Origin of the sequence: Micromonospora sp. NBC_00330 (assembly GCF_036136635.1) — a bacterium.
Taxonomy (GTDB): domain Bacteria; phylum Actinomycetota; class Actinomycetes; order Mycobacteriales; family Micromonosporaceae; genus Micromonospora; species Micromonospora salmantinae.
The window spans coordinates 5,150,798-5,177,488 of sequence record NZ_CP108012.1 but is presented as its reverse complement, the minus strand read 5'-3'; the positions used below and the strand labels follow the sequence as shown (position 1 = coordinate 5,177,488).

Annotated in this window: 31 protein-coding genes, 1 tRNA gene and 1 pseudogene; 22 read left to right on the top strand and 11 right to left on the bottom strand. The window is 72.3% G+C overall.

All coding sequences use genetic code 11. From position 1 onward, the window contains the following. The first annotated feature begins 64 nt into the window (after positions 1-64). The 10 genes from OG598_RS23390 (at position 65) to OG598_RS23345 (ending at position 7,874) form a co-directional block, all read left to right on the top strand. Entirely contained in the window at positions 65-601 is a 537-nt protein-coding gene (locus OG598_RS23390; RefSeq protein ID WP_328651083.1) for a hypothetical protein, read from the top strand. Positions 602-652: 51 nt separating this feature from the next. After that, positions 653-1,276, top strand: coding sequence for a TrmH family RNA methyltransferase (locus OG598_RS23385; RefSeq protein WP_328655415.1), 624 nt, complete (start codon positions 653-655; stop codon positions 1,274-1,276). Between the two features lie 10 nt (positions 1,277-1,286). Next, positions 1,287-2,033, top strand: coding sequence for a DUF6758 family protein (locus OG598_RS23380; RefSeq protein WP_328651082.1), 747 nt, complete (start codon positions 1,287-1,289; stop codon positions 2,031-2,033). 116 nt (positions 2,034-2,149) lie between these two features. Next, on the top strand, positions 2,150-2,308 hold the full coding sequence (locus OG598_RS23375) for a hypothetical protein (protein WP_007455302.1): 159 nt from the start codon (positions 2,150-2,152) through the stop codon (positions 2,306-2,308). Between the two features lie 6 nt (positions 2,309-2,314). Continuing rightward, on the top strand, positions 2,315-3,190 hold the full coding sequence (locus OG598_RS23370) for a PH domain-containing protein (protein ID WP_088951386.1): 876 nt from the start codon (positions 2,315-2,317) through the stop codon (positions 3,188-3,190). Positions 3,191-3,293: 103 nt separating this feature from the next. Then, the gene (locus OG598_RS23365; RefSeq protein WP_328651081.1) at positions 3,294-4,070 is read left to right on the top strand and encodes a SigE family RNA polymerase sigma factor; all 777 of its coding nucleotides are present in this window, start codon (positions 3,294-3,296) and stop codon (positions 4,068-4,070) included. A gap of 83 nt (positions 4,071-4,153) precedes the next feature. Beyond that, positions 4,154-5,329: a hypothetical protein gene (locus OG598_RS23360; protein WP_328651080.1), complete on the top strand. Its 1,176-nt coding sequence runs from the start codon at positions 4,154-4,156 to the stop codon at positions 5,327-5,329. A 52-nt stretch (positions 5,330-5,381) separates the two neighbouring features. Next, positions 5,382-6,254, top strand: coding sequence for a PHP domain-containing protein (locus tag OG598_RS23355; protein WP_328651079.1), 873 nt, complete (start codon positions 5,382-5,384; stop codon positions 6,252-6,254). Positions 6,255-6,295: 41 nt separating this feature from the next. After that, positions 6,296-6,910: a MarC family protein gene (locus OG598_RS23350; RefSeq protein ID WP_091394729.1), complete on the top strand. Its 615-nt coding sequence runs from the start codon at positions 6,296-6,298 to the stop codon at positions 6,908-6,910. 13 nt (positions 6,911-6,923) lie between these two features. Continuing rightward, a complete protein-coding gene (locus OG598_RS23345; protein WP_442931356.1) occupies positions 6,924-7,874 on the top strand; it encodes a RecB family exonuclease in 951 nt (316 codons plus the stop codon). Between the two features lie 18 nt (positions 7,875-7,892). Here the strand turns inward: OG598_RS23345 and OG598_RS23340 are convergent, their stop codons facing one another. Together OG598_RS23340 and OG598_RS23335 are read right to left on the bottom strand one after the other, a co-directional pair. After that, the gene (locus OG598_RS23340; RefSeq protein WP_328651077.1) at positions 7,893-8,756 is read right to left on the bottom strand and encodes an oxygenase MpaB family protein; all 864 of its coding nucleotides are present in this window, start codon (positions 8,754-8,756) and stop codon (positions 7,893-7,895) included. Between the two features lie 59 nt (positions 8,757-8,815). After that, complete coding sequence (locus tag OG598_RS23335) at positions 8,816-9,244, bottom strand: Fur family transcriptional regulator (protein WP_238671193.1); 429 nt, start codon at positions 9,242-9,244, stop codon at positions 8,816-8,818. A 201-nt stretch (positions 9,245-9,445) separates the two neighbouring features. Between OG598_RS23335 and OG598_RS23330 the strand changes: the two genes are divergently transcribed. Next, positions 9,446-9,928: a DUF2231 domain-containing protein gene (locus OG598_RS23330; protein WP_328655414.1), complete on the top strand. Its 483-nt coding sequence runs from the start codon at positions 9,446-9,448 to the stop codon at positions 9,926-9,928. Positions 9,929-9,962: 34 nt separating this feature from the next. On the opposite strand, the gene OG598_RS23325 is transcribed toward OG598_RS23330, so the two are convergent. Continuing rightward, complete coding sequence (locus tag OG598_RS23325; protein ID WP_328651076.1) at positions 9,963-10,310, bottom strand: hypothetical protein; 348 nt, start codon at positions 10,308-10,310, stop codon at positions 9,963-9,965. A gap of 105 nt (positions 10,311-10,415) precedes the next feature. Between OG598_RS23325 and OG598_RS23320 the strand changes: the two genes are divergently transcribed. Then, positions 10,416-10,598 carry a hypothetical protein gene (locus OG598_RS23320; RefSeq protein ID WP_112581848.1) on the top strand — a complete coding sequence of 61 codons (183 nt, stop codon included), beginning with the start codon at positions 10,416-10,418 and terminating at the stop codon, positions 10,596-10,598. A 10-nt stretch (positions 10,599-10,608) separates the two neighbouring features. On the opposite strand, the gene OG598_RS23315 is transcribed toward OG598_RS23320, so the two are convergent. Further along, positions 10,609-10,812 (bottom strand): hypothetical protein, encoded by a 204-nt coding sequence (locus OG598_RS23315; RefSeq protein ID WP_328651075.1) that lies wholly within the window; start codon positions 10,810-10,812, stop codon positions 10,609-10,611. A gap of 266 nt (positions 10,813-11,078) precedes the next feature. Between OG598_RS23315 and OG598_RS23310 the strand changes: the two genes are divergently transcribed. Then, on the top strand, positions 11,079-11,360 hold the full coding sequence (locus OG598_RS23310) for a hypothetical protein (RefSeq protein WP_328655512.1): 282 nt from the start codon (positions 11,079-11,081) through the stop codon (positions 11,358-11,360). Between the two features lie 14 nt (positions 11,361-11,374). On the opposite strand, the pseudogene OG598_RS23305 reads toward OG598_RS23310, so the two are convergent. Both OG598_RS23305 and OG598_RS23300 read right to left on the bottom strand, forming a co-directional pair. Beyond that, positions 11,375-11,581 (bottom strand): annotated as a pseudogene (locus tag OG598_RS23305) (FmdB family zinc ribbon protein); the annotation flags it as partial. Next, positions 11,578-12,255: a 5-formyltetrahydrofolate cyclo-ligase gene (locus OG598_RS23300; protein ID WP_328651074.1), complete on the bottom strand. Its 678-nt coding sequence runs from the start codon at positions 12,253-12,255 to the stop codon at positions 11,578-11,580. The gene OG598_RS23300 and the pseudogene OG598_RS23305, both read right to left, overlap by 4 nt. Before the next feature lie 85 nt (positions 12,256-12,340). Between OG598_RS23300 and OG598_RS23295 the strand changes: the two genes are divergently transcribed. The 6 genes from OG598_RS23295 (at position 12,341) to OG598_RS23270 (ending at position 19,048) form a co-directional block, all read left to right on the top strand. Beyond that, on the top strand, positions 12,341-14,707 hold the full coding sequence (locus OG598_RS23295; protein ID WP_328651073.1) for a diguanylate cyclase: 2,367 nt from the start codon (positions 12,341-12,343) through the stop codon (positions 14,705-14,707). 9 nt (positions 14,708-14,716) lie between these two features. Beyond that, a complete protein-coding gene (locus OG598_RS23290; protein WP_328651072.1) occupies positions 14,717-15,679 on the top strand; it encodes a UTP--glucose-1-phosphate uridylyltransferase in 963 nt (320 codons plus the stop codon). Beyond that, on the top strand, positions 15,676-16,989 hold the full coding sequence (locus OG598_RS23285; protein ID WP_091394702.1) for a molybdopterin molybdotransferase MoeA: 1,314 nt from the start codon (positions 15,676-15,678) through the stop codon (positions 16,987-16,989). Before OG598_RS23290 ends, OG598_RS23285 begins: the two co-directional genes overlap by 4 nt. Positions 16,990-17,100: 111 nt before the next feature. Further along, the gene (locus OG598_RS23280) at positions 17,101-17,751 is read left to right on the top strand and encodes a GNAT family N-acetyltransferase (RefSeq protein ID WP_328651071.1); all 651 of its coding nucleotides are present in this window, start codon (positions 17,101-17,103) and stop codon (positions 17,749-17,751) included. A 206-nt stretch (positions 17,752-17,957) separates the two neighbouring features. Beyond that, the gene (gene sepX, locus OG598_RS23275) at positions 17,958-18,734 is read left to right on the top strand and encodes a divisome protein SepX/GlpR (protein ID WP_442931353.1); all 777 of its coding nucleotides are present in this window, start codon (positions 17,958-17,960) and stop codon (positions 18,732-18,734) included. Between the two features lie 240 nt (positions 18,735-18,974). Then, positions 18,975-19,048: transfer RNA gene (locus tag OG598_RS23270), tRNA-Ala, on the top strand. A 78-nt stretch (positions 19,049-19,126) separates the two neighbouring features. Here the strand turns inward: OG598_RS23270 and OG598_RS23265 are convergent. After that, entirely contained in the window at positions 19,127-19,861 is a 735-nt protein-coding gene (locus OG598_RS23265) for a hypothetical protein (protein WP_328651069.1), read from the bottom strand. 59 nt (positions 19,862-19,920) lie between these two features. Here OG598_RS23265 and OG598_RS23260 point away from each other — a divergent pair, with 59 nt between their 5' ends. Together OG598_RS23260 and OG598_RS23255 are read left to right on the top strand one after the other, a co-directional pair. Next, positions 19,921-21,006 (top strand): Gfo/Idh/MocA family protein, encoded by a 1,086-nt coding sequence (locus OG598_RS23260; RefSeq protein WP_328651068.1) that lies wholly within the window; start codon positions 19,921-19,923, stop codon positions 21,004-21,006. Positions 21,007-21,125: 119 nt separating this feature from the next. Continuing rightward, on the top strand, positions 21,126-22,145 hold the full coding sequence (locus OG598_RS23255) for a hypothetical protein (protein ID WP_328651067.1): 1,020 nt from the start codon (positions 21,126-21,128) through the stop codon (positions 22,143-22,145). 64 nt (positions 22,146-22,209) lie between these two features. Here the strand turns inward: OG598_RS23255 and OG598_RS23250 are convergent, their stop codons facing one another. Continuing rightward, positions 22,210-22,971 (bottom strand): DUF4352 domain-containing protein, encoded by a 762-nt coding sequence (locus OG598_RS23250; RefSeq protein ID WP_328651066.1) that lies wholly within the window; start codon positions 22,969-22,971, stop codon positions 22,210-22,212. Between the two features lie 203 nt (positions 22,972-23,174). Next, positions 23,175-23,831, bottom strand: coding sequence for a 4'-phosphopantetheinyl transferase family protein (locus OG598_RS23245; protein WP_328651065.1), 657 nt, complete (start codon positions 23,829-23,831; stop codon positions 23,175-23,177). A gap of 198 nt (positions 23,832-24,029) precedes the next feature. On the opposite strand from OG598_RS23245, the gene OG598_RS23240 reads away from it, so the two are divergent. Next, positions 24,030-24,299, top strand: a complete 270-nt coding sequence (locus OG598_RS23240) for a hypothetical protein (protein ID WP_328651064.1) — start codon at positions 24,030-24,032, stop codon at positions 24,297-24,299. A gap of 46 nt (positions 24,300-24,345) precedes the next feature. Here OG598_RS23240 and OG598_RS23235 read toward each other — a convergent pair whose 3' ends face one another. Both OG598_RS23235 and OG598_RS23230 read right to left on the bottom strand, forming a co-directional pair. Next, positions 24,346-25,128 (bottom strand): peptidase, encoded by a 783-nt coding sequence (locus OG598_RS23235; RefSeq protein ID WP_328651063.1) that lies wholly within the window; start codon positions 25,126-25,128, stop codon positions 24,346-24,348. After that, complete coding sequence (locus tag OG598_RS23230; RefSeq protein ID WP_328651062.1) at positions 25,128-26,405, bottom strand: VWA domain-containing protein; 1,278 nt, start codon at positions 26,403-26,405, stop codon at positions 25,128-25,130. The genes OG598_RS23235 and OG598_RS23230 overlap by 1 nt, the downstream gene beginning before the upstream one ends. Between the last annotated feature and the right edge of the window lie 286 nt (positions 26,406-26,691).

The following is a 26,691-nucleotide window of genomic DNA, read 5'->3' as shown; positions in this document are numbered from 1 at the left end:
ACACCGGGCTCCTTCGCCTGCGCGGGTCTGCTGGGGAAGGGGCCCGGTGCCCGTCGCGGGGCATATGCTGACGCCGGAGGTTCCGATGAGCCACTCCGTAGCGGGAGAGCCGTCCTCTGCCGGCCGCCGAGCCGCACCCTTGACCACCGCTGTCTACTCCGCCGCCGAGTGGGATCTGCTCACCGGCCTGCCCGGTCGGGTTCTCGTGGCCGCCGCCGCGCCCGGTCCTGGCCGGCCGGAGCGCGGCGTGATGGCCGGCCTGGCCGGTCTGGATGCCGTGGCCGCGGGTCGAGCCTCCGACAGCGACCTGGTCCGTGCGGTGGTCGCCACGATCTACGCCCGCCACGACGGCACCCCACAACCCGCCGAGCGGCTCACCGACCTGGTGGACTTGCTGGCCGCGTGCCGCGCGGCGAGCCGGGTCCTGCGGCGGCGGGCCGACCCCGCCGACTCGGCCGCGTACCGCCAGTGGGTGCAGTCGGTCGCGGCCCGGGTCTGTCGCGCGGTGCCCGGCACCGGCGCGCGCCGGGTGGACCCACCGGCCAGCCCGGCGGACCGGCGCTTCCTGGACCGGCTCGGTGCCGCCCTCGACCTGGGCTGACCGGCAGGTCGTCGCGGCCGACGCCGACGCGGTCCGTACCCTCTGATGACCGTGACCGACGACCAGCTTGAGGTGGGCGTGGGCCCCTGGCCGGGGGACCCACCGGACGACCCCCGTTACGACAGGCAACTGCTCGCGGAGGGGGACCGGCGCAACGTCGTCGACCGCTACCGCTACTGGCGGCACGAGGCGATCGTCGCCGACCTGGACCGGCGCCGGCACGGCTTCCACGTCGCGATCGAGAACTGGCAGCACGACTTCAACATCGGCACCGTGGTGCGCAACGCCAACGCGTTCAACGCCGCCGAGGTGCACATCGTTGGACGGCGACGGTGGAACCGGCGCGGCGCGATGGTGACCGATCGGTACCAGCACGTACGGCACCACGAGACGATCGAGGAGTTCGTCGCCTGGGCGGCCGGACGGCAGCTGCCGGTGTTCGGCATCGACAACCTGCCCGGGTCGCGTCCGCTGGAGACCGGCACCCTGCCGCGGGACTGCGTGCTGCTGTTCGGCCAGGAGGGGCCCGGCCTCTCCGCGCCGGCCCGTGCCGCCTGCGACCAGCTCTACTCCATCGCCCAGTACGGCTCGACGAGGTCGATCAACGCGGGCGTGGCCAGCGGAATCGCCATGCACGCCTGGATCCGTGCGCACGCCGGTACGCCGCCGGACTGACCCACGTACGGTGCCGAATCGGACGTTCCGGCTTGACGTGCCGCCGGTCCGGGGAGACGGTGGGGATGTGAGTGTCGCGGTGAGTTGTCCGAGATGCGGGGGCCCGGTACGGGCGCCGGATCTGATGAACACCGACTCGAGGTGTGTGCGCTGCGGCCCGGTGCCGCCGTTGCACGTGCCCGAGCACATCGGAGCGGACATCGTGGCGAGCGTGGTGGAACGGATCACCGCGACCGGCGATCCGCCGGTGACGCCGTTGTGGTGCCCGTGGCCGCTGCCGCCCGGTTGGACACTCACCGGCGTGGCGTACGCCGGGGACGACCGCACGGGCGTGCGGGCGACAGTGGTGGCCTGCGCGGGCCCGGCGCCGCTCGGTGGCGGCCCGGCCGATCTGGTCTTCGTCGCCGAGGAACCCGGTGTCGGCCTGGGCACCCGGCTCGCCGGTCTGGCCGGCCCGGATCCGGGACCGGAGTTGGTGGACGCGTTGACCGACCCGGGGTCGGGTCACCCTGACCATGTCGGACAGGCGAAGATCAAGGTCGGCGGGCATCCGACTCCACTGTGGGTGGTGAATTCACCAACGGATCGAAGCGCGTACGCCGGCGAAGCTCGGGGAATGTGGCTCCATGCGATAGCCTGGCCGGCGAGTGCGGGTCACCTGCTCGCGGAAGACGTCGTGCTACACGACCTGACCGAGTGGACTCCGCCCGAGCTCGTGTACGGCGCACCGTCCCCGTATCTACCCGGTAGAGCTTGACAACTCTTCCGGATTGACGGAGAACGGACGCAGATATTCACTGTACGACACCACACTGATACTCTGGGTGCCGCTGCGGTAATGGGACCCGGCGCCGCGCGAGAGGATGGCCCGCCATGGTCAAGAAGGTCCTCACCTGGGCCGGAATCGCATTCTTGATCTTCTTCGTCGCCTACCGGCCAAACTCTGCGGCGGACGTGTTCAAGTCGCTCGGCGGCGGGATCATGGATATCGCCCAGGGGTTTGGCGACTTCTTCACCAGCCTCGTCGCCTAGCCGCCGATGGGCAGCCCCTCCGGTCCACCCTTCGACCCGGACGACCCCGACCGGGAACGCCGCGAGCGTGACACCGAGCCGATCCCGCGGATCGGGCCTGATGACGGCCCGGGCTACGGGGCCGGTCCCGGCCTGTCCGACGGTCCGTCCCTTTCGGACGACGTCGGCTATGGCGACGGGCCCGGCTATGCCGGCCAGGGTCGTTCCGGTCGGGGGTGGATCCGTGATCCGGAGGCCAGCTACCAGCCGCCGCAGATCTCCGAGGACGAGCTGGCCGGGTTGCGTGCCGACGCGACCGGCTCGACCCCTCGGCGGGTGCTGCCCCTGGAAGACGAGCCCAGTTCGCTGGTGGCTCGCTACCTCTTCCCCACCGAGCGCTACCGGGGCGAGTGGAAGCGACACTGGATCCACCTCACCAACCCGCTGTTGATCGGCGTCGCGGCGACCTTCGTGCTCGGCTACCTCTCCGGCTTCCTCGCCGGCCAGGACGTCGGCGCGTTGACCACCATCGCCGTGCTGCTGTGGTTCGCGGTGATGGGCTGGGTGGCGTGGAAGGTCGCCGACTGGTGGTATGACCGGTTCATCCTGACCAACAAGCGGGTCATGGTGGTCAACGGCATCGTCACCCGCAAGGTGGCGATGATGCCGCTGGTCCGGGTCACCGACATGAAGTACGAGCAGACCCCGACCGGTCGAGCACTCAACTACGGCACCTTCGTGCTGGAGTCCGCCGGCCAGGAGCAGGCGCTTCGCGAGATCAAGAACCTGCCCAACCCGAACGAGCTCTACCTGCGCGTCGTCGAGGAGATGTACGAGCCTCAGGCCGTCGAGGCGCGGCTCGGCAAGGAAGCCGACGAGGCCAAGGCCGACGACGGGGCGTGAAGGTTTTCGACCGAACATCGGAGCAAGTGCGCACCTTTCGTCATGGACCAGAGCGCCCCTGACGTGGCACTCTGCCAGGACGGCAGGGGTGTGGAGGTGGGCGGTGACGAGCAAGGACTCGTTGGAGGAGCAGTTCCGCGAGTTCGTCGCGGCCCGCTCCGCCGCGCTCCTACGCACCGCTTATCTGCTCACCGGCGACTGGGCCACGGCCGAGGACCTGCTCCAGACGGCGCTGACAAAGACCTACCTCGCGTGGAAGCGGCTCGGCGGGATCGAGGCGGTCGAGCCGTACGCCCGGCGTGTGATGGTCAACACGTCGACCAGTTGGTGGCGGCGGCGCTGGCACGGCGAACGCCCGACCGAGGTGCTGCCCGAGCGGGCCGGTGTCGACGAGATCGAGCAGCAACTTGACCGGGACCTGCTCTGGCGGCATCTGCGGGAGTTGCCCAACCGGCAGCGGGCAGTGCTGGTGCTGCGTTACTACGAGGACATGTCGGAGGCGCAGACCGCCGCGATGCTGGACATCTCGCCGGGCACTGTGAAGAGCCAGGCGTCCCGGGCGCTCGCCACGCTGCGTCGGCGACTGGGCGCGGACGCACCGGAGCTGGCAGCCGCCGCCGGCATCACCGGCCGGTCTGCCGCCGGTGCGGGGACCGCGACCGGTGCCGCGCGCCAAACGACGGGCTCGGGTTCCCGGACCGGGCGAGTCCCGGCCACCGGTGCCGCTGCCACACCCCGTCCCGGACGGGCGGCTGGCCGACCCGTGCCCCGCCCCACCGCTGCGCGCCCCGCCGTGCCGCGTGCGAGCACCCAGCAGGTCGTCCTGCCCACCGCCCCGGCGGCCGTGCCCGTCGGCACGGGCTCCGGGGAACAACAGTGAGTCAAGTCCCAGGCCGGCGCGACAACCTGACGGACGGCCCGCAGCGTTCATACCAGGTGCGGCCTGACGAGATGGAAGGTGCGGTGCGGGAGACACTCTCGCGCCAGGTCGCCCTTGCCCGCCCACTGCGCGTCGATCCGGCCGGCCAGGCCATCCGCCGCGCGAACCGTATCCGGCGTCGACGCACCGCCGCCGGCCTCGCCCTCGCGGCGGTCACCACAGTGCTGCTCAGCGCCGGCATGGCCCAGCTCGGTGCCGAGACCGGCCGGGACGGCTCACCCATCGTCGTGATCGGCGACCCCGACCCGACCAACCGACCGCTCCCGACGGCCAGCATTCCCGGCCCCGCCCCCTCGCCCACGACGTCGACCTCTCTCCTGGTCAGCGAGACGCTGGTCAGCGCCGACGGGCGGCGGCTGGAGCTACCCGACGTCGGGCCGGCCGAACGCGTCCAGCCGCTGCCCAGCGGCGGCGGTTGGCTGGTGGTCGGCGCGCCGAGCACCGCAGGACGCTCGCTGTGGGTGGTGCAGGACGACGGCCTGGTGCAGGTGCTGCTGGCCGGTGCCGGCGCGATCGTCCTGGCCCCGGACAGCCACCAGGTCGCCTGGCGCGACGGAGACGATCTCCTGATGGCGGGTGTGGTCGGCTCCCAACTCATCGGGTCGGTGCGCACCCCGGTGCCGGCGGCGGCGGAGCCCGTCCGGTTCGTCGGTGACAGCGTGCTGGTCCGACTCGACAGGGCCAGCGCCGGTCACACGCTCTGGCGGCCCGGTGCGGGGCCGTTGCCCGACGCCCTCGACCGGTTGAGCCTCAACGTCTACGGGCGGCTGCCCGACGGGCGCCTCGTCGGCCAGGTCACCGCTACCGATCCGAGCCGGACCTGCCTCGCCATCCTCACCCCGACACGTCGCCTGGACCCGGTACGCACCGGCTGCGGTCCCGACCTGAGCCAGGACGGCGTCGGCGGGGTCTCGCCGGACGGGCGGTGGCTGCTGGTCAACGAGGGGAAGGGCACTGCCGGTCGGTCCCTCCTGGTCGACCTCCAGCGGCTCGGGCCGGGCGCGACCGCCGTTGCGGCCGGGCCGCCGATGACCGGGGCGATCGTGTGGAGCGACGAGACCCAGGCCTCCTACCTCGACGGCACCGGCGAGCTGGTCCGGGTCGACGTCGGCCAGGTGCGGGCGGGTAAGCCCGCCAGCCCCGCTGCGGTGCCCGGCGTGCCAGCCGGAGAGCGGCCGATCCTGGTGAACGACTTCTGACCCCGGGTGCCCATGTGAGCCGTGCTCACCGTTTCCTCGGTAACGTCGGGCGGTGACCTCGCGTACCGGCCCCGCCCCCCGGATCGACCTGCACGCCCACTCGACGGCCAGCGACGGCACGCTGACCCCGGCCGAGTTGGTCGGCGCGGCCTTCGACGCCGGGCTGGACGTGCTGGCGATCACCGACCACGACACCACGGCTGGCTGGGCGCCGGCCGTGGACGCGTTGCCGCCAGGTCTGCGTCTGATCCGGGGTGCGGAGTTGTCGTGTCGCTGGTCCGGTGCGCAGCCGGCCGTGCCGCTGCACCTGCTCGCGTACCTGTTCGATCCGGACCACCCGGAGCTGGTGGCGGAGCTGGTGCGGGTCCGGGCCGCCCGGGAAGAGCGCGGCGAACGGATGGTCGGCCTCCTGCGGGCCGACGGCATCGACGTGAACTGGCCGGACATCCTGGTCGGCGCGGGTGGCGGCACAGTGGGACGCCCGCACATCGCGCAGGCACTCATCCGCGCCGGCCTGGTCGGCAGCGTCCGGGAGGCCTTCGGCCCGGACTGGCTGGGCGAGCGGTACCGGTTGCCCAAGGAGGACATCGACGTGTTCCGGGCCGTTCGACTGGTCCGGGCGGCCGGAGGCGTGCCGGTCTTCGCCCACCCGCGAGCCACCCGACGCGGCCGGGTGGTGCCCGACGAGCTGATCGCCGAGCTGGCCGCTGCCGGGCTCGCCGGGCTCGAAGCCGACCACGAGGACCACAGCCCGACCGAGCGGGAACACGTGCGGGCGCTCGCCGCCGAGCTGGGTCTGCTTGTCACCGGCTCCTCGGATTTTCACGGCACCCACAAGACCGTTCAACTCGGCGCGTTCAGCACCGGCGTCGAGGCGTACGAGCGGATCGTCGCCGAGGGGGTGACCGAGGTCGCTTCGGGCTGATCCGGGTATTTCGCCCATCGCGGCGCGGCTAGGTTGATCACGTGGATCTGAAGCTGTTCGGCGAGGTTTTCGTGACCCTGCTGGTGATCACCGACCCGCCGGGCATGATGCCGATCTTCCTGGCGCTGACCGGCCCGCTGCCCGCCCGCGACCGCAACCGGGCAGCCTGGCAGGCCGTCGCGTTGGCGCTCGGCGTCATCGTGATCTTCGCGGTGGCGGGGCAGACCCTGCTCGACTACCTGCACGTGGACCTGCCGGCGTTGCAGGCGGCCGGTGGGCTGCTGCTCGTGCTCGTCGCCCTTGAGCTGCTGACCGGCAAGGCCGACGACCCGAGCCAGCAGGTCACCTCCAACATCGCGCTGGTGCCGCTGGGCACGCCGTTGCTGGCCGGCCCGGGCGCCATCGTGGCCACCATGCTCTTCGTCCAGCAGGCCGACGGGCTGGGAGAGTTCAGCGCCATCGCCGTGGCGATCCTCGCCGTGATGGTCGCCGTCTGGATCGTCCTGCGCTTCTCCGGCGGCATCGTGAAGATCCTCCGGCCAGGCGGGATCGAGGTGCTGACCCGGATCGCCGGCCTGCTGCTGGCCGCGATCGCCGTGCAGCTCATCGCCGACGCGGTCGCCGCCTTCGTCACGCAGTACGTGAACATGGCCTGACGGCACGCGCGCGATGTCGGAGGTGGATGGCAGGATCTCAGGCGTGCGACGATCCTCATCAGCGGGGCGGCCGGCCGCCGGCGGCAGGGCCCCCCGGCAGCGCGCCGGCGACGCCGAGCAGCTCGGCTTCGAGGGCATGCCGGAGCGGCTGTTCGTCTGCACCCCGAGCAAGCTCGGCGCGTACGCGGACTGCCCGCGTCGCTACCGCTACTCCTACGTCGACCGGCCGACCCCACCCAAGGGCCCGCCGTGGGCGCACAACTCGCTCGGCGCCAGCGTGCACACCGCCCTGAAGAACTGGTATGCGCTGCCTGCCGACCGGCGGCGTCCCGAGGCGCTGGCCACGCTGCTCAAGGGCACCTGGGTCCGAGAGGGCTACCGCGACGACGAGCAGGAGCGGGCCGCCTACCGGCGGGCGTTGGGGTGGCTGGAGGCGTACGTCGAGACGCTGGAGCCGGATTCCGACCCGCTCGGCGTGGAGCGGGTGGTGGCGGTCAAGACCGCCGTGTTGGCGTTCAACGGTCGTACCGACCGGATCGACTCGCGGCCCGGCCCGGAGGGGCCGGAGCTGGTCATCGTCGACTACAAGACCGGCCGCACCGGGCTGGACACGGACGACGCCCGGGGCTCACAGGCGCTGGCGCTCTACGCGTACGCCGCCGAGCGGGTGTTCCGTCGGCCGTGCCGCCGGGTGGAGTTGCACCACCTGCCGACCGGCACTGTCGCCGGCCACGACCACACCGTCGAGTCGCTGGCCCGACAACTGACCCGCGCGGAAGAGACGGCCCGCGACATCATGGCCGCCGAGCGGGCAGTGGCCGACGGCGCCGACGCGGACGAGGCTTTCCCGGTGGCGCCCAGTCCGCGCTGTGGCTGGTGCGACTTCCGGCGGCACTGCCCGACGGGCGCGCAGGTTCCGGGCAAGGAGCCGTGGGCGGCCATGGACCGGCCCGCCGACGGCTGAACCCCTGCCGAGGGTCGGTCAGCCGGCCAGCGAGGCGGCGGCGTGTCGCGCGGCCCGCTCCTTGGCTGCCTGGATCAGCGGCCCCTCCAGGTAACGGCGGGGAACGGCGGCGAGCGCGAGCCGCAGCGCGCGCAGGCTCAGGTCCGCTGACAGTGCGGTGGTCGGTAGACCGAGACCTCCGTACATCCGGCGTGCCCACGTCGGCAGCAACGCGAACGCGGTGCCGGCGATCCCCAGGTACGCCCAGCGTGGCGGGCCCAGCGTGAGCCCCAACCGGACCGGCAGGCTGAGCTTCCACGGCAACGGCGGGGCGGTGAGGAATACCGCCGTCTCGGCCGCCTCCCGGGTCATCCGCAACTGTGGCCGTACGGCCTCGTAGTAGTCAGCGACCTCGGCGGCGGTCCCCGGAACGGTGGCCGGGTCCAGGCCGACCAGGGCGGCGGCGCGGCGCTGCTCGGTGTAGTAGCCGTCCACCTCGTCGTCGCTCAGCGGCAGCCCGGCGCGTCGGGCCGTGCTCAGGAACGACTCGACCTCGGTCACGTGCACCCAGCGCAGCAGGTCCGGTTCGTCGATCCGGAACTGCTCACCGGTGAGCGTGTCGGTGGCCCGCAGCCGCTCGTGCAGGCGGCGCAGCCGGGCCCCGGCGGCCTCCGCCTCGGCGGTGGTCCCGTAGACGGTGGTCGCCACGTAGGTAGCGGTGCGGACCAGTCGGCCCCAGGCGTCGGTGCGGTAGTTGCTGTTCTGCGCGACCCCGGCCATGGCCCGGGGGTGCAACGCCTGGAGGTAGAGCGAGCGCAGGCCGGCGACGATCAGGATCGGCTCCTCGTGCACCTTCCACGTGACCGAACCCGGACCGAACAGGCCGAGGTCATCGGAGTCCACCGAACAAGAGTGCCACGGTCGGGCGGACCTCGCCGGTCACGTGCCGCCGGCGCCGCTGATCAGACGTCGGCGGAGCGGCGGGCCCGGCAGCCCGGGCAGAGGCCCCAGAAGGTCACTTCGGCCTCGTCCACCTCGAACCCGTGCGCGCTGTTCGGCTCCAGGCACGGTGCGCTGCCCACCGCGCAGTCGATGTCGGCGATCTCGCCGCAGCCCCGGCAGACCACGTGGTGGTGGTTGTCGCCCACCCGCGCCTCGTAGCGGGCGGGACTGCCCGCCGGCTCGATCCGGCGTGACAGCCCGGCCCGGGACAGCGCGCCCAGCACGTCGTAGACCGCCTGGGTGGACACCGAGTCGAGGCGTTCGCGAACCCGCCGGGTGATCTCGTCGACCTCCAGGTGGCCGCCGTCGGCCAGCACGTCGAGCACCGCGAGGCGGGGGCGCGTGACGCGCAGGCCCCTCGACCGCAGCAGCTCCTCGGCACCGGACATTGGCCAATGACAACACGCCCGACCCGCATCGACAACCGTCGCCCGCTCCGGGTGGCCACCGACACAGCCAGGCAAGATCGGGAGTACGGCCCAGAGGATGAACCCGATCGACGCGGCGCGCGTGTCACCGGTCGAGAGGCTGGGGACGATCGGCGGACCATAGGCTGACCACCCCTGACCATGATCCACCTGGAGGGTTCGATGTTCGAGGAGATCCTGGGTCTACCGGTGCACGTCCTGGTAATCCACGCCGTCGTCGTGCTCGTGCCGCTGCTGGCGGTGCTGGCCATCGCGTACGTGGGGCTACCGCGGTGGCGGCACCGGCTGGACTGGGCCCTGGGCCTCCTCGCCGTGGCCGCGCCGGTGACCGCCTACGTCGCGGTCAAGTCGGGTGAGGCGCTCACGGACGCGCTGGTCGCCCGGGGCTTCCAGGGGCCGATCCTCGATCAGATCTTCGAGCACTCCCGCTACGGTGACATCCTGTTACGCGTCGTGGTGCCGCTCGGGATCGTGGCCATCCTGCTGCTGGTGGCGACGAGTGGGCACCCCCGGGTGCCGCAGCTTCCCGCGCTGGTCACCCCGGTGCTGGCGGTAGCGGCCGTGGGGCTTTCCATCGCAGCCCTGGTCTACGTCTACCTGACCGGTCACTCCGGTGCCGAGACGGTTTGGGGCACCACCCTCTGAGCTGCTGATCGCTGCTGATGCCTGGGGGCGGGCATCAGAAGATCACTCGCGAGCAGAGCAGACAGAGTAGAACCAGCAGCACCACGCCGGCCGCCGCGCCGAAGCCGTAGGTGACCCGCTGCGAGCGCTGCTCGGCCGCGTCCAGGCCGGCCATGTCCTGCGGCGGCAACTGTCGTGGCGGCACCGGCTGCAGATGTACGGGTGGACGCCAACCCGCTGGCGGCGCCACGCTCGGCGGCGGGCCGGAGTATCCGGTGGCAGGACCCCCGGCCGGTGGTATGGCCGCGGGCGCGGTGGGAGGTTGGTCCGCCACGGCGTCGTCGCCGGTGTCGGGCCGTCGCCAGTAGTCGTCCGAGGTGCTGCCACCGCTGGGGGTCGTCACGCCGTCCGACGCTACCAACGCCACCGGCGGCCCGGTCGCTTCTGGCCGGCGTGCCACGGTCGACGGTCAGGTCTACCGTCGTCGGCTGCGCTAGTCTTGCCGCTCGTGAGCACCGAAGACCCCGGCACGCACGGCGTACGTGGAGACGACGACCGCGCCGTCGACCTGAGCGAAGACTTCGTGGTGCTGCCCGAGCAGACCTCTGACGACACCGACCGTGGTTGGGGCGAGCGGTCCGGCGGCAACGACGACTGGTTGCTCGCCGAACGCCCTCCGCACTGGGACTGACCCCGGCGGCTCAACCAGCTCCCCGCGTGTCGCCGGCCACCGATGGTGCGTCGGAGGGCACGGCGGTCGGCGGGCATCCGGTCGGGGTGTGCAGGACTGCGGCGGCCAGGCCGAGCAGCGCGGCGACCAGGCCGGCCCGGAGCAGGGTGCGCCCGCCGGGCAGAGTGAGCTGGCGCAGCGGACGCAACGCCCGCGCGGAATCCGGATCGAGCATCGCCTCTGCCGCCTCCCGTCCCCGAGCGCCGCAGTGGCACCCATGGACGGCAGGCTAGGCAGTTTTCGCCGCCTCGACCGACCCTCTGGCCGACGCCTGTGGACAACCGCGCGGCCTGTGGATAACGCCCATCCGCCGCCTCGACCTGCTAAGGCACCTGCCTTGATCAACTCGCGATCACGGAAGCCGGGTGGTCAGAGCGACGGGGACAGGCCGACTTCCTGGAACCCGAGTGGATCAACCCGCCTGCTGAGTGGGCGACCGAGGTGATCGAGGCCCGACCCGAGGTGGGTCGGGCCTTCGGTGATCAGGACGTGGAACTGGCCGCCGCCGCCTTGCCGCCGCCCGATCCACCCGAGGACGACCCGGAAGAGGACGACGAGCCCGAGGACGACCCGGACGAGGACGACGAGGACGACCCGGACGAGGACGAGGACCCCGAAGAGGACGAGGAGCTGTCACCGGAGGACGACTCGGACTTCGCCGGCTTGGTGGCCGTGCCGCCAGCGGTCGTCTCGGAACCGGACGCCCGGGAGTCGGTGCGGTAGAAGCCCGACCCCTTGAAGACGATGCCGACCGAGTTGAAGACCTTGCGCAGCCGCCCCTGACACGCCGGGCACTCGGTCAGCGGCTCGTCAGAGAAGGACTGCACCGCCTCGAGCTGCTCACCGCACGTGGTGCAGGCGTACTGGTACGTGGGCACGTTCTCCTCCGGATCTGGGCTCAGCCAGTTGGCACTCGACGTATTCGAGTGCCAATGGTGCGTCATTCGGCCCGGGTTCGTCCAGCAGACGTGTGGGGCGCGACACCGTGCGCCGCACCTGGGCCGCCGTCAAGCGTACGCACCCCGTCGGCGGGAGTTACGACCGCGCGCACCCGACGGTCGTGGGGCTCCGCCGGCAGCGCCTCGACCAGCTCGCCGTCGTGCAGCGGCACCACCGTCAGGGCTGCCTCGGGAACCCGGGCCAGTGCGCGGTCGTACGAGCCGCCGCCGCGCCCGAGCCGCCGACCGTGGCGGTCGACAGCGAGAGCCGGTACGACCACGAGTTCCGCGTGCGCCACGGCGGTCACCCCGAGGCGGGCACCGACTGGTTCTCGGATACCCCGTCCGGCCGCGACCAAGGCATCGGGCCCGGTATACGCCGCCCAGTCCAGATCGAGGTCGGCGAGGAGCACCGGCAGCAGCAACTCGGCGTCCGCCGGCAGCGCCGCCCGCAGCACCTCGGGCAGGTCCGCGCCGCCCGGTTCGGAGCCGACCGGCACGTACGCCGTCATCCGGTGCGGGCGCAGCCGGCGTACCAGGGCGACCAGCTCGGACTGCACGCGCCCGGCGGCGGCTGCCCGGGTTTCGGCGGGCAGCGACCGGCGGCGAGCGAGCAACTCGACGCGGGTGTCCCGCTTCGCCAGCCGGGCCACTTCCGCTTCATCAGAAAATTCCGGCACGCAACACTCCTGACGCAACGCCTCTCCCACGGTTGCACTGTGTCAGCATCGCAAGCAACGGAGGCGGAACTTCCGGGGGGACCGAGTGACGCTACGCGGGCGGTTGACGGCAGCCTTCCTCGTGGTGGTGCTCGGGCCGGTCCTGCTCGGCGCGCTCTTCGTCGCCTCCACAGTCGCGGCGGTCGACCGCAGCCGCTCCACCGAGCGCCTGGCGGTGGCGGCGTCCACCGTTCGTACCTCGGTCGACGCGCTCTGTCAGCAGCTACGTGCCACCGCCGACGCGGTGGCGCTCACCGCCGATCCGGCCGTCGCCGCCGCGCAACTGGTCGGCCGGGGTCTGGCCGCCGCGGTACTGGTCACCGACGTGGCCGGCCAGGTCACCTACATATCGCCCGGCGCTCCGTCGACCCCGTGGCAGGACTGCGCCGGCTCGGCAGAAGGCACCGACGAGGGCTCGAACGAGGGCTCGAACGGGGGCTCGGCCGGCCCGGTCCGTGCGTTGGCCGCCCAGGTCGACCTGCACGATCGCGCCGGCACCCGGCTGGGCACGGTGACCGCCGCGCAACTGATCGACCCGGCCTTCGTGGCCCGACTGGCGGCGGTGACCGGAGTGGCGGTCACCCTGCTCGACAGTGGGGCGAGCGCCGCGCGGGTCACCCACACGACCGAGTCCCGCGACGTCCGCGACGCGGTGCTGGCCGCCGCCGTCGGCGTACGGGGTGAGCAGGTCACCGAGACCAACGAGGGCCGGTACGTGCGCAGGCTCGCGCCCTCCGACGCGCAGCCGCTGCCACTGGTCCTCTCCGTGCCCAGTGAACGGCCACCGGGGTTGCACGCGACGCTGGTAGGGGTGGTCGTGCTGGCCGGGCTGCTCGCGGTGCTGACCGCCTGGCGGCTGGCCCGGGTGACCACCCGGCCGCTGGCGGAGCTGGTCGGTGCGGTCGACCGGGTGGCCCAGGGCGACCTGACCGCCCGGGTGCCGGTACGCAGTCGCGACGAGGTGGGGCGGTTGGCCGCCGCGTTCAACCGGATGACCCGGGAGACCGGCTCCTACGTCGCGGCGTTGACCAGCAACCGGGATCAGCTGCGCGGGCACCTCGCGGTGCTCGGCGACACCCTGGCCAGCACGCACGACCTGCAACGCATCCTGCGGGTGATCCTGCGCAGTGCCATCGGGGCCACCGGCGCGCGTGCCGGCGCGGTGCTGCTGGTGGAGACCGGCGGGGTGCTCGTCGCGCAGTGCACCGAGGGGTTGGATGGGCGCTGGCCGGTCGACGAGGCGGACGGGTCGCAGACGCTCCGGGTGCCGGTCGGCGTCGGTGTGGTCGGTGAGGTCGCCGCCACCGGGGAACCGCAGCGGGGCAGGGCGGAGCCGACCGGGGCGCCAACGGGTGAGCCACGCTGTCGCACCTACGTCGCGGTTCCGTTCGCCGCCCCGGCAGGCGGCGCCACGGCCACCCTCGGCGGGCCCTCGGTGCCGGTCGACGAGGCGGGCGCGGCGGCCGCGCTCGGCGTGCTGGCCCTCTACGACCGGCTGGGCGCCGACGAGTTCGACGACGACGACCTGGCCACCCTGCGCACCTTCGCCGGCCACGCGGCGGTGGCGGTGGACAACGTCCGGGTGCACGAGGAGGCGCAGCGGCTCTCCCTCACCGACCCGCTCACCGGGCTGTGGAACTACCGCTACCTGCGCGAGTCGATCCGGCGGGAGGTGGAACGGGCCAGCCGCTTCGGGCGGATGCTCAGCGTCCTCGCGTTGGACCTGGACCGGTTCAAGGACGTCAACGACACCTACGGGCACGCTGCGGGGGACACCGTCCTGGCCGAGTTCGCCCGCCGGGTGCGCGGGGAGATCCGCGAGGTCGACCTGGCCTTCCGCCAGGGTGGTGAGGAGTTCGTGCTGCTGCTGCCGGAGACCGACGCGCGAGGCGCGGCGATCGTGGCCGAGCGGCTCGGCGCGGCGGTGCGCGACACGCCCATCGCCGTCGAGGCGTACGCCGGGCCGGTCCTGGTGACGGTGTCGGTGGGCATCGCCGTCTTCCCGGACCACGGCAGTACCGGGCGGGAGGTGCTGGAGGCCGCCGACGACGCGCTCTACGCGGCCAAGGCGGCGGGCCGCGACACGTACCGGGTCGCCGAGGTGCGCTCGGATCTGCCGACCCGGGAAATTCCGGTGCTCGCGTGTGCGGTGAGCCCACCCGACGGGCTGCCGCGCGCCGGCCAGCCGGTGCCGGTCAGCCGGGAGCCGGGCGGGCCCGCCCGGTCCGACCCGGCGGTGGGCGTACCGGAATCATCGCTGGCGGGCCCGGCGCACGCCCGACCGGATCCGGCCGACGACACGCCGGACAGCGCGACGGGCGCGGCGCGGGCCGCCCCGGACGCGGCGCGGCCGGGGCCGGGTGGCGGCGCGTCTTCTGGGCCACACCCGCCGCGGCAGAGCCGTGGCCGATAGTCTCGCGGCATGTCGGAGCACTCAGCGAACCCCTCATCGACGGTCGCCGCAAACGGCCGTCCCCTGGCGGTCAAGGCCGTCATCCCGGCGGCCGGACTTGCCACCCGGTTCCTGCCGGCCACCAAGGCGGTGCCCAAGGAACTGCTGCCGGTGGTGGATCGGCCGGTGTTGCAGTACATCGTCGAGGAGGCCACGCAGGCTGGCATCGGTGACGTGTTGCTGATCACCGGTCGGGGTAAGACGTCGATGGTGGACCACTTCGACCGTCGCCCGGACCTGGAGACCAGGTTGGAGGAGAAGGGCGACTCCGAGCGGCTGGCCGCCGTGCGTCGGCCCAGCGAGCTGGCCGAGATCTACACGGTGCGGCAGCCCGAGCAGCTCGGGCTCGGCCACGCCATCGGGTACGCCGAGTCGCACGTCGGCGACCAGCCCTTCGCGGTGCTGCTCGGCGACGAGTTCGTCAAGCCGTCGGAGCCGCTGCTGCCGGCGATGCTGGAGTTGCAGGCCCGCACCGGCGGTGTGGTGCTCGCCTTCTTCGAGGTCGACCCGTCCGAGACCAAGCGGTACGGGATCGCCTCCGTCGAGCCGGCCGAGTCGGAGCTGACCGACATCGGCGAGGTCGTCAAGGTGACCGGGATGGTGGAGAAGCCGCAGCCCGAGGACGCCCCGAGCAACCTCGCGGTGCTCGGCCGCTACGTGTTGCCGGGCAAGATCTTCGACGCGATCCGGCGGACCAAGCCGGGCAGTGGCGGCGAGATCCAGCTGACCGACGCGATGGAGCTGCTGCGTACCGAGGGCGTCCCGGTGCACGCGATCGTCTACCGGGGCACCCGCTACGACACCGGCATGCCGCTGGGATACCTCCAGACGGTGGTGCAGATCGCCGCCGAGCGCGAGGACCTGGGCGCCGAGTTCCGGTCCTGGCTGGCCGAGTTCGTCAAGGCCGACGCGGCAGGCGGATCTGGTACATGACCGCGACGGCCGACGCCGAGGCGGCCGCGAACGAGTTGACGCCGCTCGCCGACTACCTGGGCAGCGTGCTGCGCAGGTTGCGCGCGCTGCCGCCACTCGACCTCGACCTCACCCAGGCGCACGGCAACGTCCTCGCCGAGGACGTCGTCGCGCCGCACGCCTTCCCGGCCTTCGACCAGGCGGCTGTGGACGGCTACGCCGCGCGCTGGGAGGACATTTCCGGTGGGGGTCGGGGGCCGAGCTACGTCCCGGCCCCCTCCGGCACGCCCGGCGGCCGCACCATCCGGCTCAACGTGGTCGGCGATCTCGGCGCCGCGAGCTGGCGGCCGGTCCGGCTCACCCCCGGCTCGTGCTTCTCGGTGGCCGCCGGGGCCCCGCTGCCGGTCGCCGCCGACGTCGTGGTCCCGGTGGAGTGGACCGACCAGGGCATGGCCGCCGTGGAGATCTTCCGCACCCCCAAACGGGGGTACGGGGTACGCCGAGCGGGCGAGGAGCTGCCCGCCGGCACCCTGCTCGCTCGGGCCGGCACCTACGTGTCCCCGGCCCTGGTCGCCGTCTTCGCGGCGACCGGCATCGGGCACGTGGTGGTCCGACCCAGTCCTCGGGTGGTCATCGTGGCCACCGGTGACGAACTCGTCGACGTGGGCCGGGGCAGTCAGCCCGGTCAGGTGGTGGATGCGAACTCGCACGCGCTGACCGCCGCTGCGGCCGAGGTGGGCGCGCTGGCGTACCGGGTGGGGATCTGCGACGACGACCCGGAGGGGCTGCGCGGGCTGCTGGAGGACCAGACGCTGCGCGCCGACCTGATCATCACCACCGGGGGCACCGGCACCGGCCCCGGAGACATGGTGCGTCGGATCCTCTCCCGCCGTGAGGGCGGTCGCGCCGGGCCGGTCACCTTCACCGATGTGGCGCTCTACCCCGGCACCGCGCTCGGGTTCGGCACTGTCGGCGCCGAGGAGGTGCCGGTGGTCTGCCTGCCCGGCGACCCGGGCGCTGCGTTGATCGGCTTCGAGGTGCTGGCCCGCCCCGCCATCCAACTGCTCGCCGGCGCCGAGCCGGTGTTCCGACCCAGTGTGCGGGCACACCTGCTGGAGACCGTGTCGTCGCCGACGGGGTTGCGCGAGTTCCGGCCGGCGCACGTCGCCGAGCGACGCGGCGGCGGGTACACGGTCCAGCCGCTCAGCGGCGGGCCGTTCACCCTCTCCGGATTGGCCGAGGCCAACGGGCTGCTGGTGCTCGGCGAGCGGGTCACCACGGCCGCGGCCGGCTCCACAGTCGACGTCCTGCTGCTGGACCGCCGCCGGTGACGCGTCCCGGCCGGTCCGCTCGCGGCCCGCGTCGGGTGATCGTCGGATCTGTGCGGTGAACGCGGTGGAGCCACTTGCGCGCGACACGGTCCCGCACGGGAGACTGTGCGGGTGAGTCTCTTCGGACCCGCGCGGGCACCGGGCTGGCCGGTTGAGCTGGCTGACGGCCCAGTGCTGCTGCGGCCCTACCGGCGCTCCGACGCGGCGACGTGGTCGGAGGTGCGGCGGGCCAACCGGGCCTGGCTGGCACCCTGGGAGTCGTCGATGCCCGGCGGTTGGGACGAGATGAACTCGCCGGCCGCGTTCCGTTGGGTGCACCGTGACCAGCGGCGTTCGGCCCGCGAGGGTGAGGGCATGCCGTTCGCGGTCTGCCTGCGTGAGTCCGACCGGGACCGGCTGGTCGGGCACATCAACGTGGGCAGCATCGTGCGGCGGGCGCTCTGCTCCGGCTACGTCGGCTACTGGGTGGACGCGCGGGTCGCCGGCCAGGGTGTGATCCCGACGGCGCTGGCGCTCGCCGTGGACCACGCGTTCGGCCCGGGCGGGCTGCACCGGGTGGAGGTGAACATCCGTCCGGAGAACCGGCCGTCCCGGCGAGTGGTGGAGAAGTTGGGCTTCCGCGAGGAGTCGTACCACGTGCGCTACATGCACATCGACGGCGCCTGGCGGGACCACATCGGGTACGCGATGACGAGCGAGGAGATCGCCGCCGAGGGTGGCCTGCTGGCCCGCTGGCACCGGGTTCGCGCCAACGCGCGGTAGGAGGATTTCCCGACATCCGCCCACTCGTCCCACGGACGGGATCGGCGCGGCGCGGTGGCATCCCGGTCGGTGCGCCGTAACCTCAAGTAACTGCAAGCTGCGGCAAGCGCTCACCGGCCGGACGATCCACGCGCCCAGGCGTGATCGATGGAAGATCCTGCGGTCGGATGGCGGTTGCTTCGAATTCGGTGACGGGAGGGGTGAGGGTGCCGACCTCGGTGCTCCTCGCCGTCCTCGCCGCCGCCGGCCTGCTCGCCCTGGCCCCGGCGTTGGTTCGCCGGTACGACGCCACCGAGCGGCTGGTGGCGGAGCGGGCGCAGTCGACGGCGCGGGTGCTCCAGCGCCGCCGGCGGCGCCGCACTGTGCCGGGACGGCGACCCGTCCATCCTCCGCGCTCACTGATCGTCACCCTCAGTCAAGACGCGACTACTGGCGCGTTGAGCGCGCCGGTCTCCGCGCCACCGGCCGCCCGCCGCTCCGGTCGACTGCGCGCCGTGCCCGCCGCGCCGAAGCGGTCCCGTCGCCGCCCGCCGCCGCGCCGACAGCACACCCCGGCCGTGTACCGGCGTCGTCGGGTGCTCGCCGCCCTGCTGCTCCTCAACGTCGTCGAGTTGATCGGCGTGCTGTTCGTCAGCCCCGGCTTCTGGGTCGGCTTCGGGGTCACCTTCCTGCTCCTGGCCCTCTACGTCGTGCACCTGCGGGGTCAGGCCCTCGCCGGGCGTCGTCGCCGCCGCGCCCGAGCCCGGGAGGCCGCCTGGTTGGCCGCCCGGCAGGCCGAGGTGCGCCGGGAGCAGGCCCGCAGGGCCGCAGCCCGCCGGGAGGCGCAGCGCCGCCTCGCCGCCCAGCGCGAAGGGGTACGTCGAGCCGCCATGGGCCTGGACCGGCAGGGAGACCTGCCGGCGGCGGTCAATGGGGGATCCGTCTCGTACCGTCGGTCGGGCGGCCTGCGCGGCCGCCCCTACGAGGCCGGCCGAGGCGCCTGACGCGCTCCCGACCGGGCCCTGGTCCCGGCCGCGTCCGGCCGGCTTGATCGACTCGGGTTCCTGGAAGTCGGGTGGTTGTGGCGTCCGGGATGCCCCGATTTCCAAGAACCCGAGTCGATCTTCGGGCGGGCCGGAGCGCCGGGCCGGGGGCGGATTCGCGGTGGAGGCCGACGACCTGTTAGCCTTGCTGCCGGCCCGCCCGGTGTAAGCCGGGTGGGACCGAAGCCGGTTCGCCGGCGGGGGGCTGTGGCGCAGACTGGTAGCGCACCTCGTTCGCATCGAGGGGGTCAGGGGTTCAAATCCCCTCAGCTCCACCCCAGGTCAAAGGCCGTTTCCGCGAGTCGGAGACGGCCTTTTTGATCTTCCGGTAGCCCGGTGAGCAGTGCTACGCGCTAGGCGAAGCGTTCAGTCGTCACCGGTATGAGCCCATGCTCGCGCAGGACGTTGGTCAGCTCGGACAGGGTCGAGCCCACCGCCTCGGCCGCGTCGGTGCTCAGCAGAACGGTCACGTCGAGACACCAGGCCAGAGAGTGGCCGACGCGGCGCAGATCCCAGGTGAACTGGTCACCGTGCTCGTCGAGACGACCGCTCGCGACTGATGCGACAGTGCCGCCCGCCGGTGTCCGCCAGGCCGTCCGGAGGCTCGCCACCTGCTCGGCGCGAATGTCCTTGGCGAAGAGGACGCGGTACACCCGCCGCTCGTGGAAGCCGGCCGGTGGCTGCGCCGGGCCGAGCCGCAGCGGCGGGGCGGTGGCGATCGGTTGATGGTCGAGGAAGTGCGTACGAAGCACCGACTCGTCCGGCAGTTGCCCACCACCGAGCGCGCGGTAGACGTCCTCGGCCTCCCGGCGGGAGGTGGGGAGCACCCGCGCCAGCACCTCGGGGTCGGCGCGCATGCCGCGGCTCAGCGCGGCGGAACTCCACCAGCCGGCGTCCGGCGTCCAACCGGCGCTGTCCAGCCCCGTCGTGGTGAAGTCGTGGTGGCGGCTGAACTCCTCGACGACGATCCCTTCCACAGTGGTGGCCGGGCCGCTGTCGTCGAGTCGAGATAGGACCAGGTAGTAGTCCAGGGCCGGTCCCGCATCGGGCACCAGCACGGGTACGGCCCGCAACGGCTCGGTGGTCATCGGCACAACCGTAGCGAAGGAGAACGGTTAGCATCCGGACCTCTACGTGAGGAGCCCAGATGACTTCGGTGGCCCAGACCCGGTTCGGCATCGTCGGCAGCGGCTGGCGAGGTGAGTTCTTCCTTCGCCTGGCCCGGCTGCTCCCCGAGCGGTTCCGGGTGACCGGGGTGGTGACGCGTACCGAGTCGCGGGGAGCGGCCGTGACCGCCGACTGGGACGTGCCGACCTTCCGCACGACGGCGGAGATGCTCGCCCACGAGCGGCCGGACTTCGTCATCGTGTCGGTGCCGTGGCCGGTGACACCCGAGGCGACCCGGGAGTTGGTAGCGGCCGGCGTACCGGTGCTGGCCGAGACGCCACCCGCCCCCGACCTGGCGGGTCTGCGCTCGCTCTGGGCCGACGTCGGAGGCAGCGGCCTGGTGCAGGTCGCCGAGCAGTACCTGCTGATGCCCGGGCACGCGGCGCGGCTGGCGTTGGTCCGCGCCGGGGTGCTCGGTGAGCCGACCTCGGTCCAGATCTCCTCGACCCACCTGTACCACGCGGTCTCACTGATCCGGGGTCTGCTCGGCGTCGGCCACGAGAGTGCCGAGGTGAGCGCCCGCGCCTTCGTCGCGCCGCTGGCCAACCCGCTCTCGCCGGCCGGCTGGAGCGGCGACGACACCCCGCAGCAACTCTCCACCACCCTCGCGACCATCGACTTCGGCGGGCGGATGGGGTTGTACGACTTCACCGACAACCAGTGGTGGAACCCGCTGCGTACCCGCCGGTTGGTGGTCCGGGGCTCGCGCGGTGAGCTGGTGGACGACCGGGTGGTCCGCCTGGTCGACCCGAGCACGCCGGTGGAGTCGTTACTGACCCGGCGGCAGACCGGTCTCGACCTCAACCTGGAAGGGCTCGACCTCAAGCACATCAGCTTCGACGGCGACGTGGTCTACCGCAATCCGTTCGTCGGCAGCGGGATGTCCGACGACGACATCGCGGTGGCCGACATCGTCGCCCGCGCCGGGGAGTGGGCGCGGGAGGAGGGCCCGGCTCCGTATCCGCTTGCCGAAGCCTGCCAGGACCACCTGATCAGCCTCGCCATCGACGAATCGGTACGCACGGGCCGGCCCGTCGTCACCGCCACCGAGGCATGGGGGCGGTAGCTCCGGCAGATCCACTTCTGTCCCTTGGCTGACAGTACGCAACCGTGCAGCCAGCTCACCTGTGAAGCCGGTATCAACCGAAAGCCCGGGAGCACCCGGGCCGCACACGGGGAGCAAGGATGAATCGAAGCACTCGACGCCGGATGCTCGCAGCCACCGCAACCGGTCTGCTGGCGACCTCTCTCGGCGTCGCTGTCTCCGGGACGGCGACCGCCGCGCCCGGCGGGGCGACCTCCCGCACCTGCAAGATCAGTACCCTGCCGTACCCGACCGACACGTATCGCGCCGACGCGAACGCGGTCGACCCGACGGGTCGCTACGTCGCGGGGACGGCGCTGCGGGTCGGTGAGACCGAGAACCAGTACCTGCTGCTGTTCTGGGACGGGCAGCGGGTCACCGAGCTGGAGTCGGAGGCCTCGGCCACCCCCGTCGACATCAACGCCGATGGCGTCGTGATCGGCAACGGATCGGCGGAGAGCGGCTACGGGCAGCCGTGGAGGTACCGCGGCGGCAAGCTCGAGCAGTTGCCGGTGCTGCCGTCCACCGCCACGTATGTCAGCGCCATCAACGATGCCGGCGACATCGTCGGCCACGGCTCGGACATCGTCTCCGGGGGAATGGTCGCGCTGCGCTGGCCGGCCGCCCGTCCGGGCACCGTGGAGGTGCTCGACGCCCCGGTCGACGCCCAGGCAGGTGGGATCACCGACAACGGGACCATCGTCGGCAGCGCCGGGCCCTTCGGAGACTGGAACAGCTGGGTCCGCCGGCCGAACGGCCGGATCGACGCGCTCACGTTCCCGGGCGCCGAGTGGAGCACGGCCGGCGCGGCGGCGGGTCGCTGGGCGATCGGCCAGGTATGGCTGAGCGACGCCACCACCTCGAGCAGGGTTCGGTGGGACCTTCGGAACGGCTCGCACACGCTGCTCGACCAGGAAATGCCGGCACTGACCGGTGTCAACGCCAAGGGTGTCGTAGTGGGTGGTGACCGCGTTGCCAGGGGCGCCACCTCCCGGGTCCTGCCGGGTGGCGGCGAAGGGGTGGTCGTCGGTGCGCGGTCCATCTCCGACTCGGGCACGATCGTCGGGTTCCGCAACGTCCTCGCCGACCGGTTGACTCCGGTGCGTTGGACGGGCTGCTGACCCACCGACTCTCCCACCGCGTGGGGCCGGCCCGGACGGGTCGGCCCCACGTCGCGTCAGCGCGTCACGGCTTCCAGGAACCGGCGGTCTGGAACTGGTCCTGGTACTCCAACGCGCCCGAGGTGTCGTGCACGTCGAACACCACGCTGCCGGTGCGTCTGGTGCCAGCGGTCAGGTCGTCGACGGCCGGCATCGGTTTGCCGCAGCCGGAGAGGGCTCCACCGATCGCTGTGGTCTTGGTGCCGTCGGCGGCGACCCACTGGAAGTAGAGCGGGTTCGTCGACACGGTGCCCTTGGTGACAGCCACCGTCACGTCGGCGATCACGTACATGCCCTCGCCGGGCTTCAGCCCGTGGGACTTGCAGGGTTTGGTGGCGCTGCTGAACTTCGTCACGGTGATCTCGACGGTGCCGGCCTCGCTGTTGACGACCAGTGTGTCGCCCGGCGATAGGTCGCGGGTGTCGCCGTTCGCCGGCGGTGGCGTGGCCTGTGCCTCGCTCACGGTGGTCGAGGTGCCTTTGGTGCCGATGACGACCGCCACGATGCCGCCCGCGCAGGTGAGCAGTGTGAGTACGGCCGCGGTGACGGCGACGATCACGACGGACTTCTTGGCGCGGTCCGTCTGCGCCGGTGGTGGTGCGATGATCGGGTAGCCGGAGCCACCGGGTGCCCGATATCCGCCGCCATCGCCCGTGTACCCGCCCGCCGCCGGGTACGCGGCCCCGGAGAACGGCGGCTGCGGTGTCGCCGAGAACGAGCGGGTCGGCGGCTGCGGGTTCGGCTGTCGGGGGTCGTGCGGCCTGACGCGTGGCTGGGGGTGGGTCACCGTACTCCTTGACGCTTCGGTACGTGCGGTGCGGGGAACTCTTCGACGTTACCGTGGGTGGCGGAACGTCCAGTGCCCACGCCGGAGGGCTTCCCACCACGAGGATGCGAAACCACTCTGGCCAGCGTGGACGGTGTTCGGCCGATCACCGAACGCCATTGTGGATCGGTATTCCATTCATCGCTATGAGTAACCACTCGAGGTCAACGTGTGGGAAGTACGGCGGCCGTGCGGACCAGCCCGTCGGCGATCACGAATCGGCCGCTGATCGATGTCGGAGGGTCGTCGACCCCCGCCGCGTCCACCCGGGCCGGTGCGATCCGGGCGGTGAACGTGCCGGCATCCGGATCGATGTCGAGTAGGGCGTCGTGGAAGTCCAACCAGCTGCGGACGACTGGATGCCACACCTTGTAGACGGTCTCCTTCGCGCTGAACAGCACGACCGGCCAGTAGGTGCCGCCGGGCAGACGTGCGCAGGTGGCCTCCTCCTCGGGCAGCAGCACGAGTCGGCGTACTCCCGGATTGACCTCGCGGTGCTGCTCGGCATCCATTCCGACGGACCTGATGTCGGTGGTGTGCGCCGCCGCGGCGGCGCAGTAGCCGGCGGTGTGGGTGATGCTGCCGACCACCCCGGCCGGCCAGACCGGCGCGCGGTCGGCGGCGGCCGGCACTGCTGTCGTCGGCAGGCCGAGGTCGCGCAATGCCCTGCGGGCGCAAGTCCTTCCCGCGGCAAAGTCCCGCCGACGGGTCTGCACCGCCCGCTCGCCGAGGCATGCCTGCTCAGCGGGGAGCAACTCGCCCGTCCAGTCCTCGGGCCCGGCGACGGCGACGGCGACCGTCGATGGCAGCAGGTCACGCATTCCGGTGACCTACTGGTCGGTAGGAATGACGCAGAGAGTTAACCGTCAAATTTCCGACTCCCACGACCGCCGAAGGTACCGCAAAGATGTAACACCGGAGGGACGCGCAGCGCTCTCCCTGATGGCTCCGGGGGGACCACCATCAATGCTGGCCGGCACGGCAGCCGCCAGTCCCGTGGACATCTGGAAGGACGTGCGATGACCGATGGCCTGGAACGGCCGGGGGTGCGGGCTGACGAACACGCCCCGAAGACCCCCTGCTGGAGCTGCGGCTCCTGCGGTGACGAGTGGCCGTGCGCGACGAAGCGCACCCGGCTGCTGGCGGAGTACGGGGGTGATCGCGCAATGCTCAGCGTCTATCTGGGCTCCTGCCTCGCCGCCGCCACCGAGGATCTGCGTGCCGCCCCGGTGATGTCGCTCCAGGATAGGTTCATCGGCTGGTTGCCGCGCGGCACCCGACGTAGCTGAGCCTCTGGTGGCCCCGCCGCTGGGCGGGGCCACCAGAGGTGGCGTTTCAGCGACGTCGAGGGCGTCGGGTCACCGCGAATCCGAACACGCCGGCCACCGCGGCGAGCGCGCCGCCGATGCCGGTCCAGACCCAGCGCGAGCCGAGATCCGGCAACCAGTCCGCCAGCGAGCCGGTCTCGTCGTCGGCCTCCGCGTCCACCGGGGGTACGGCGTTGAGCACGGTGCCGGCCTTGGTGTTCGGCACCAGCGGGGCGGCCAACTCGCCGTCGTCAGCCGAGGCGCCCCGGTCGGCGACGGTGCCGACCAGCAGGTCGACGTCGATCGGCGCACCCAGATCCGGCTCCGGCAGCTCGATCACGGAGAGCCGGACGACGTACGTGCCGGGCAGTGGGTCGGCCGACCAGGGCTCCGCCCACGACCGCACCTCGCGCAGCGTGCAGCCCAGCACCACGTTCGACGCCTTCGCGTCGACGGTCGGGGTCTGGGCCCCCGCCGTGCACGCCTGGCGTCGGCGCAGCCCGTCGAAGACGTCCACCGTCCAGGTGGAGGCGCCACTGCGTCCCTTCGGGAAGGTGACGGTGGCGTTGATCTCGTGCACCTGCCCGGCCGTCGCCGGGAACGACCAGTAGAGGTGGTCGCCGATCGAGGCGTCCACTCGTACCGGTTGTCCGGCGGTGATCGGGGTGGCGGTGAGGAACGACGTGCCGGCACGGTTCACCGGCGTGGCACCCGGGGAGGGGGTTGGTGCGGCGGCGGCCGCTGCGGGGAGCAGAGCGGCCACGCCGGCGGCGAGCAGCGCCGCAATCGACCGGAACAGTGCGGTACGCATCAGTTCTCCCTCCAGGTGGCGACCCACCAGCGGGTGAGCAGACCGGCGAGCAGACCGGTGATCAGCCCGGCGATGGTGAGCAGTGCGAGCAGCACCCAGCCCCGGCCGAGGTCCGGTCCGTCCGGCGCGGGTGCGGCGGCGACCACGTCGATGGTCAACTCCACCGGCATGCCCGGGGTCGCCGCGGTGCCGGGACGTGGGGCGAACGAGTTGCTGACCACCAGGCAGACGGTGGTGGGTTCGATGACCGGCGCGGAGCTCTGCTCGGTCTCGGCGGCATCCTCGTCGTCGGCGGTGGCCGACCAGCGCAGCCCGGCGGAGAGCACGTCGGCCCGCCCGCTGCCGGCGTCCGCGCCGCGGACTAGTTCCCGGCCGTCGGCTGCTGTGGCCCGCAGCAGCACCCCGTAGTCCCGGTTGACGGGCCGGTCCAGCGCCATGCTCACCGAAGCCCGCAGCTCCTGCCCGGGGCGGATCGGCACCCGGTAGTAGCGATGTTCGGAGAACGCCTCCCGGTCGGCGTAGACGCCGGGGGCGAGCAGTGGTGCCGAGTCGCACGCGCTCGTGCCGCCGACCACGGTCGGGGCCCGGGTGTGTGTGTCTCCGGCCCGCTCGACGAGTTGTTTGATCCGGTCGGTCAGCTCCTCGGCGCTCTGGGCGGCGGTGTAGGTCCCGCCGGTCGCGCTGGCGATGCAGAGCAGTTGCCGGCGAACCTTCTCGTCGGGGGCCAGGCCGAGGGTGTCGACGACCAGGCTGGTGCCCTGGGCGGCCAGTTCCCGGGCCACCTCGCACGGGTCCGGCGGAGCACAGGTGTCCTCGCCGTCGGTGATCAGCACGATCCGCCGGGTGGTGGCCCCGGTGCCCAGGTCCTGCGCGGCGGAGCGCAGCGCCAGCCCGACCGGAGTGAACCCGGTCGGCCGAAGTGTCGCCACCGCCGCCTTGGCGGCGGACCGGTCCACCGGCCCGACCGGCACGATCTGCTGGGTGTCCTGGCAACCGACCTTCTTGTCCTTGCCGCGGTAGGTCGCGCCGAGCACCCGGATGCCGAGCTGTGTCTCCTCGGGCAGCGCGTCCACCACGTCGTTGAAGGCCTGCTGGGCGACCGAGATCCGGGTGCGTCCGTCGATGTCGGCGGCGCGCATCGACCCGCTGACGTCGAGCACCAGCTCGACCCGGGGTGGCTCGGGCGCCGGCTCTTCGTCGGCCTGCGCCGGCCCGGTCAGCGCGGTGGTCGCCAACAGTCCGAGAAGGACCGCCGTCGATCGTCTGAAGTTGATCACGACTCGCAGTGTAGTGAGATCCACTTTGGATGATCGTTTGGGTGGAGGCGCGCGGAACCGGCGACTCCGGCCATGCCAGGGGTCGCCTCTGACCGGCCGCGCCCGCGCTCAGGGTCCACGCCGGGTCACCCTCGGTCAACTGTGCGAGGGAAGGTCTTGGCTCGGCCAGCATCCGTCGGAAATCTGACCCAAGTCGACCCGTTGTGCCGGTGGTGCGCGGTGGTTAAGCTCTTCATGCGCGCCCCAATCGCCCGCTTCCCCCGTGGCAGGCGATCGGGGCGCGCGT

Excerpts from the sequence above, each read along its gene's own strand:
- OG598_RS23390 (WP_328651083.1), top strand. The coding sequence starts at position 65 with ATGCTGACGCCGGAGGTTCCGATGAGCCACTCCGTAGCGGGAGAGCCG.
- OG598_RS23375 (WP_007455302.1), top strand. The coding sequence starts at position 2,150 with ATGGTCAAGAAGGTCCTCACCTGGGCCGGAATCGCATTCTTGATCTTC.
- OG598_RS23370 (WP_088951386.1), top strand. The coding sequence starts at position 2,315 with ATGGGCAGCCCCTCCGGTCCACCCTTCGACCCGGACGACCCCGACCGG.
- OG598_RS23345 (WP_442931356.1), top strand. The coding sequence starts at position 6,924 with ATGTCGGAGGTGGATGGCAGGATCTCAGGCGTGCGACGATCCTCATCA.
- OG598_RS23335 (WP_238671193.1), bottom strand. The coding sequence starts at position 9,244 with ATGTCCGGTGCCGAGGAGCTGCTGCGGTCGAGGGGCCTGCGCGTCACG.
- OG598_RS23330 (WP_328655414.1), top strand. The coding sequence starts at position 9,446 with ATGTTCGAGGAGATCCTGGGTCTACCGGTGCACGTCCTGGTAATCCAC.
- OG598_RS23315 (WP_328651075.1), bottom strand. The coding sequence starts at position 10,812 with ATGCTCGATCCGGATTCCGCGCGGGCGTTGCGTCCGCTGCGCCAGCTC.
- OG598_RS23290 (WP_328651072.1), top strand. The coding sequence starts at position 14,717 with ATGTCGGAGCACTCAGCGAACCCCTCATCGACGGTCGCCGCAAACGGC.
- OG598_RS23285 (WP_091394702.1), top strand. The coding sequence starts at position 15,676 with ATGACCGCGACGGCCGACGCCGAGGCGGCCGCGAACGAGTTGACGCCG.
- OG598_RS23265 (WP_328651069.1), bottom strand. The coding sequence starts at position 19,861 with ATGACCACCGAGCCGTTGCGGGCCGTACCCGTGCTGGTGCCCGATGCG.
- OG598_RS23260 (WP_328651068.1), top strand. The coding sequence starts at position 19,921 with ATGACTTCGGTGGCCCAGACCCGGTTCGGCATCGTCGGCAGCGGCTGG.
- OG598_RS23255 (WP_328651067.1), top strand. The coding sequence starts at position 21,126 with ATGAATCGAAGCACTCGACGCCGGATGCTCGCAGCCACCGCAACCGGT.
- OG598_RS23245 (WP_328651065.1), bottom strand. The coding sequence starts at position 23,831 with ATGCGTGACCTGCTGCCATCGACGGTCGCCGTCGCCGTCGCCGGGCCC.
- OG598_RS23240 (WP_328651064.1), top strand. The coding sequence starts at position 24,030 with ATGACCGATGGCCTGGAACGGCCGGGGGTGCGGGCTGACGAACACGCC.
- OG598_RS23235 (WP_328651063.1), bottom strand. The coding sequence starts at position 25,128 with ATGCGTACCGCACTGTTCCGGTCGATTGCGGCGCTGCTCGCCGCCGGC.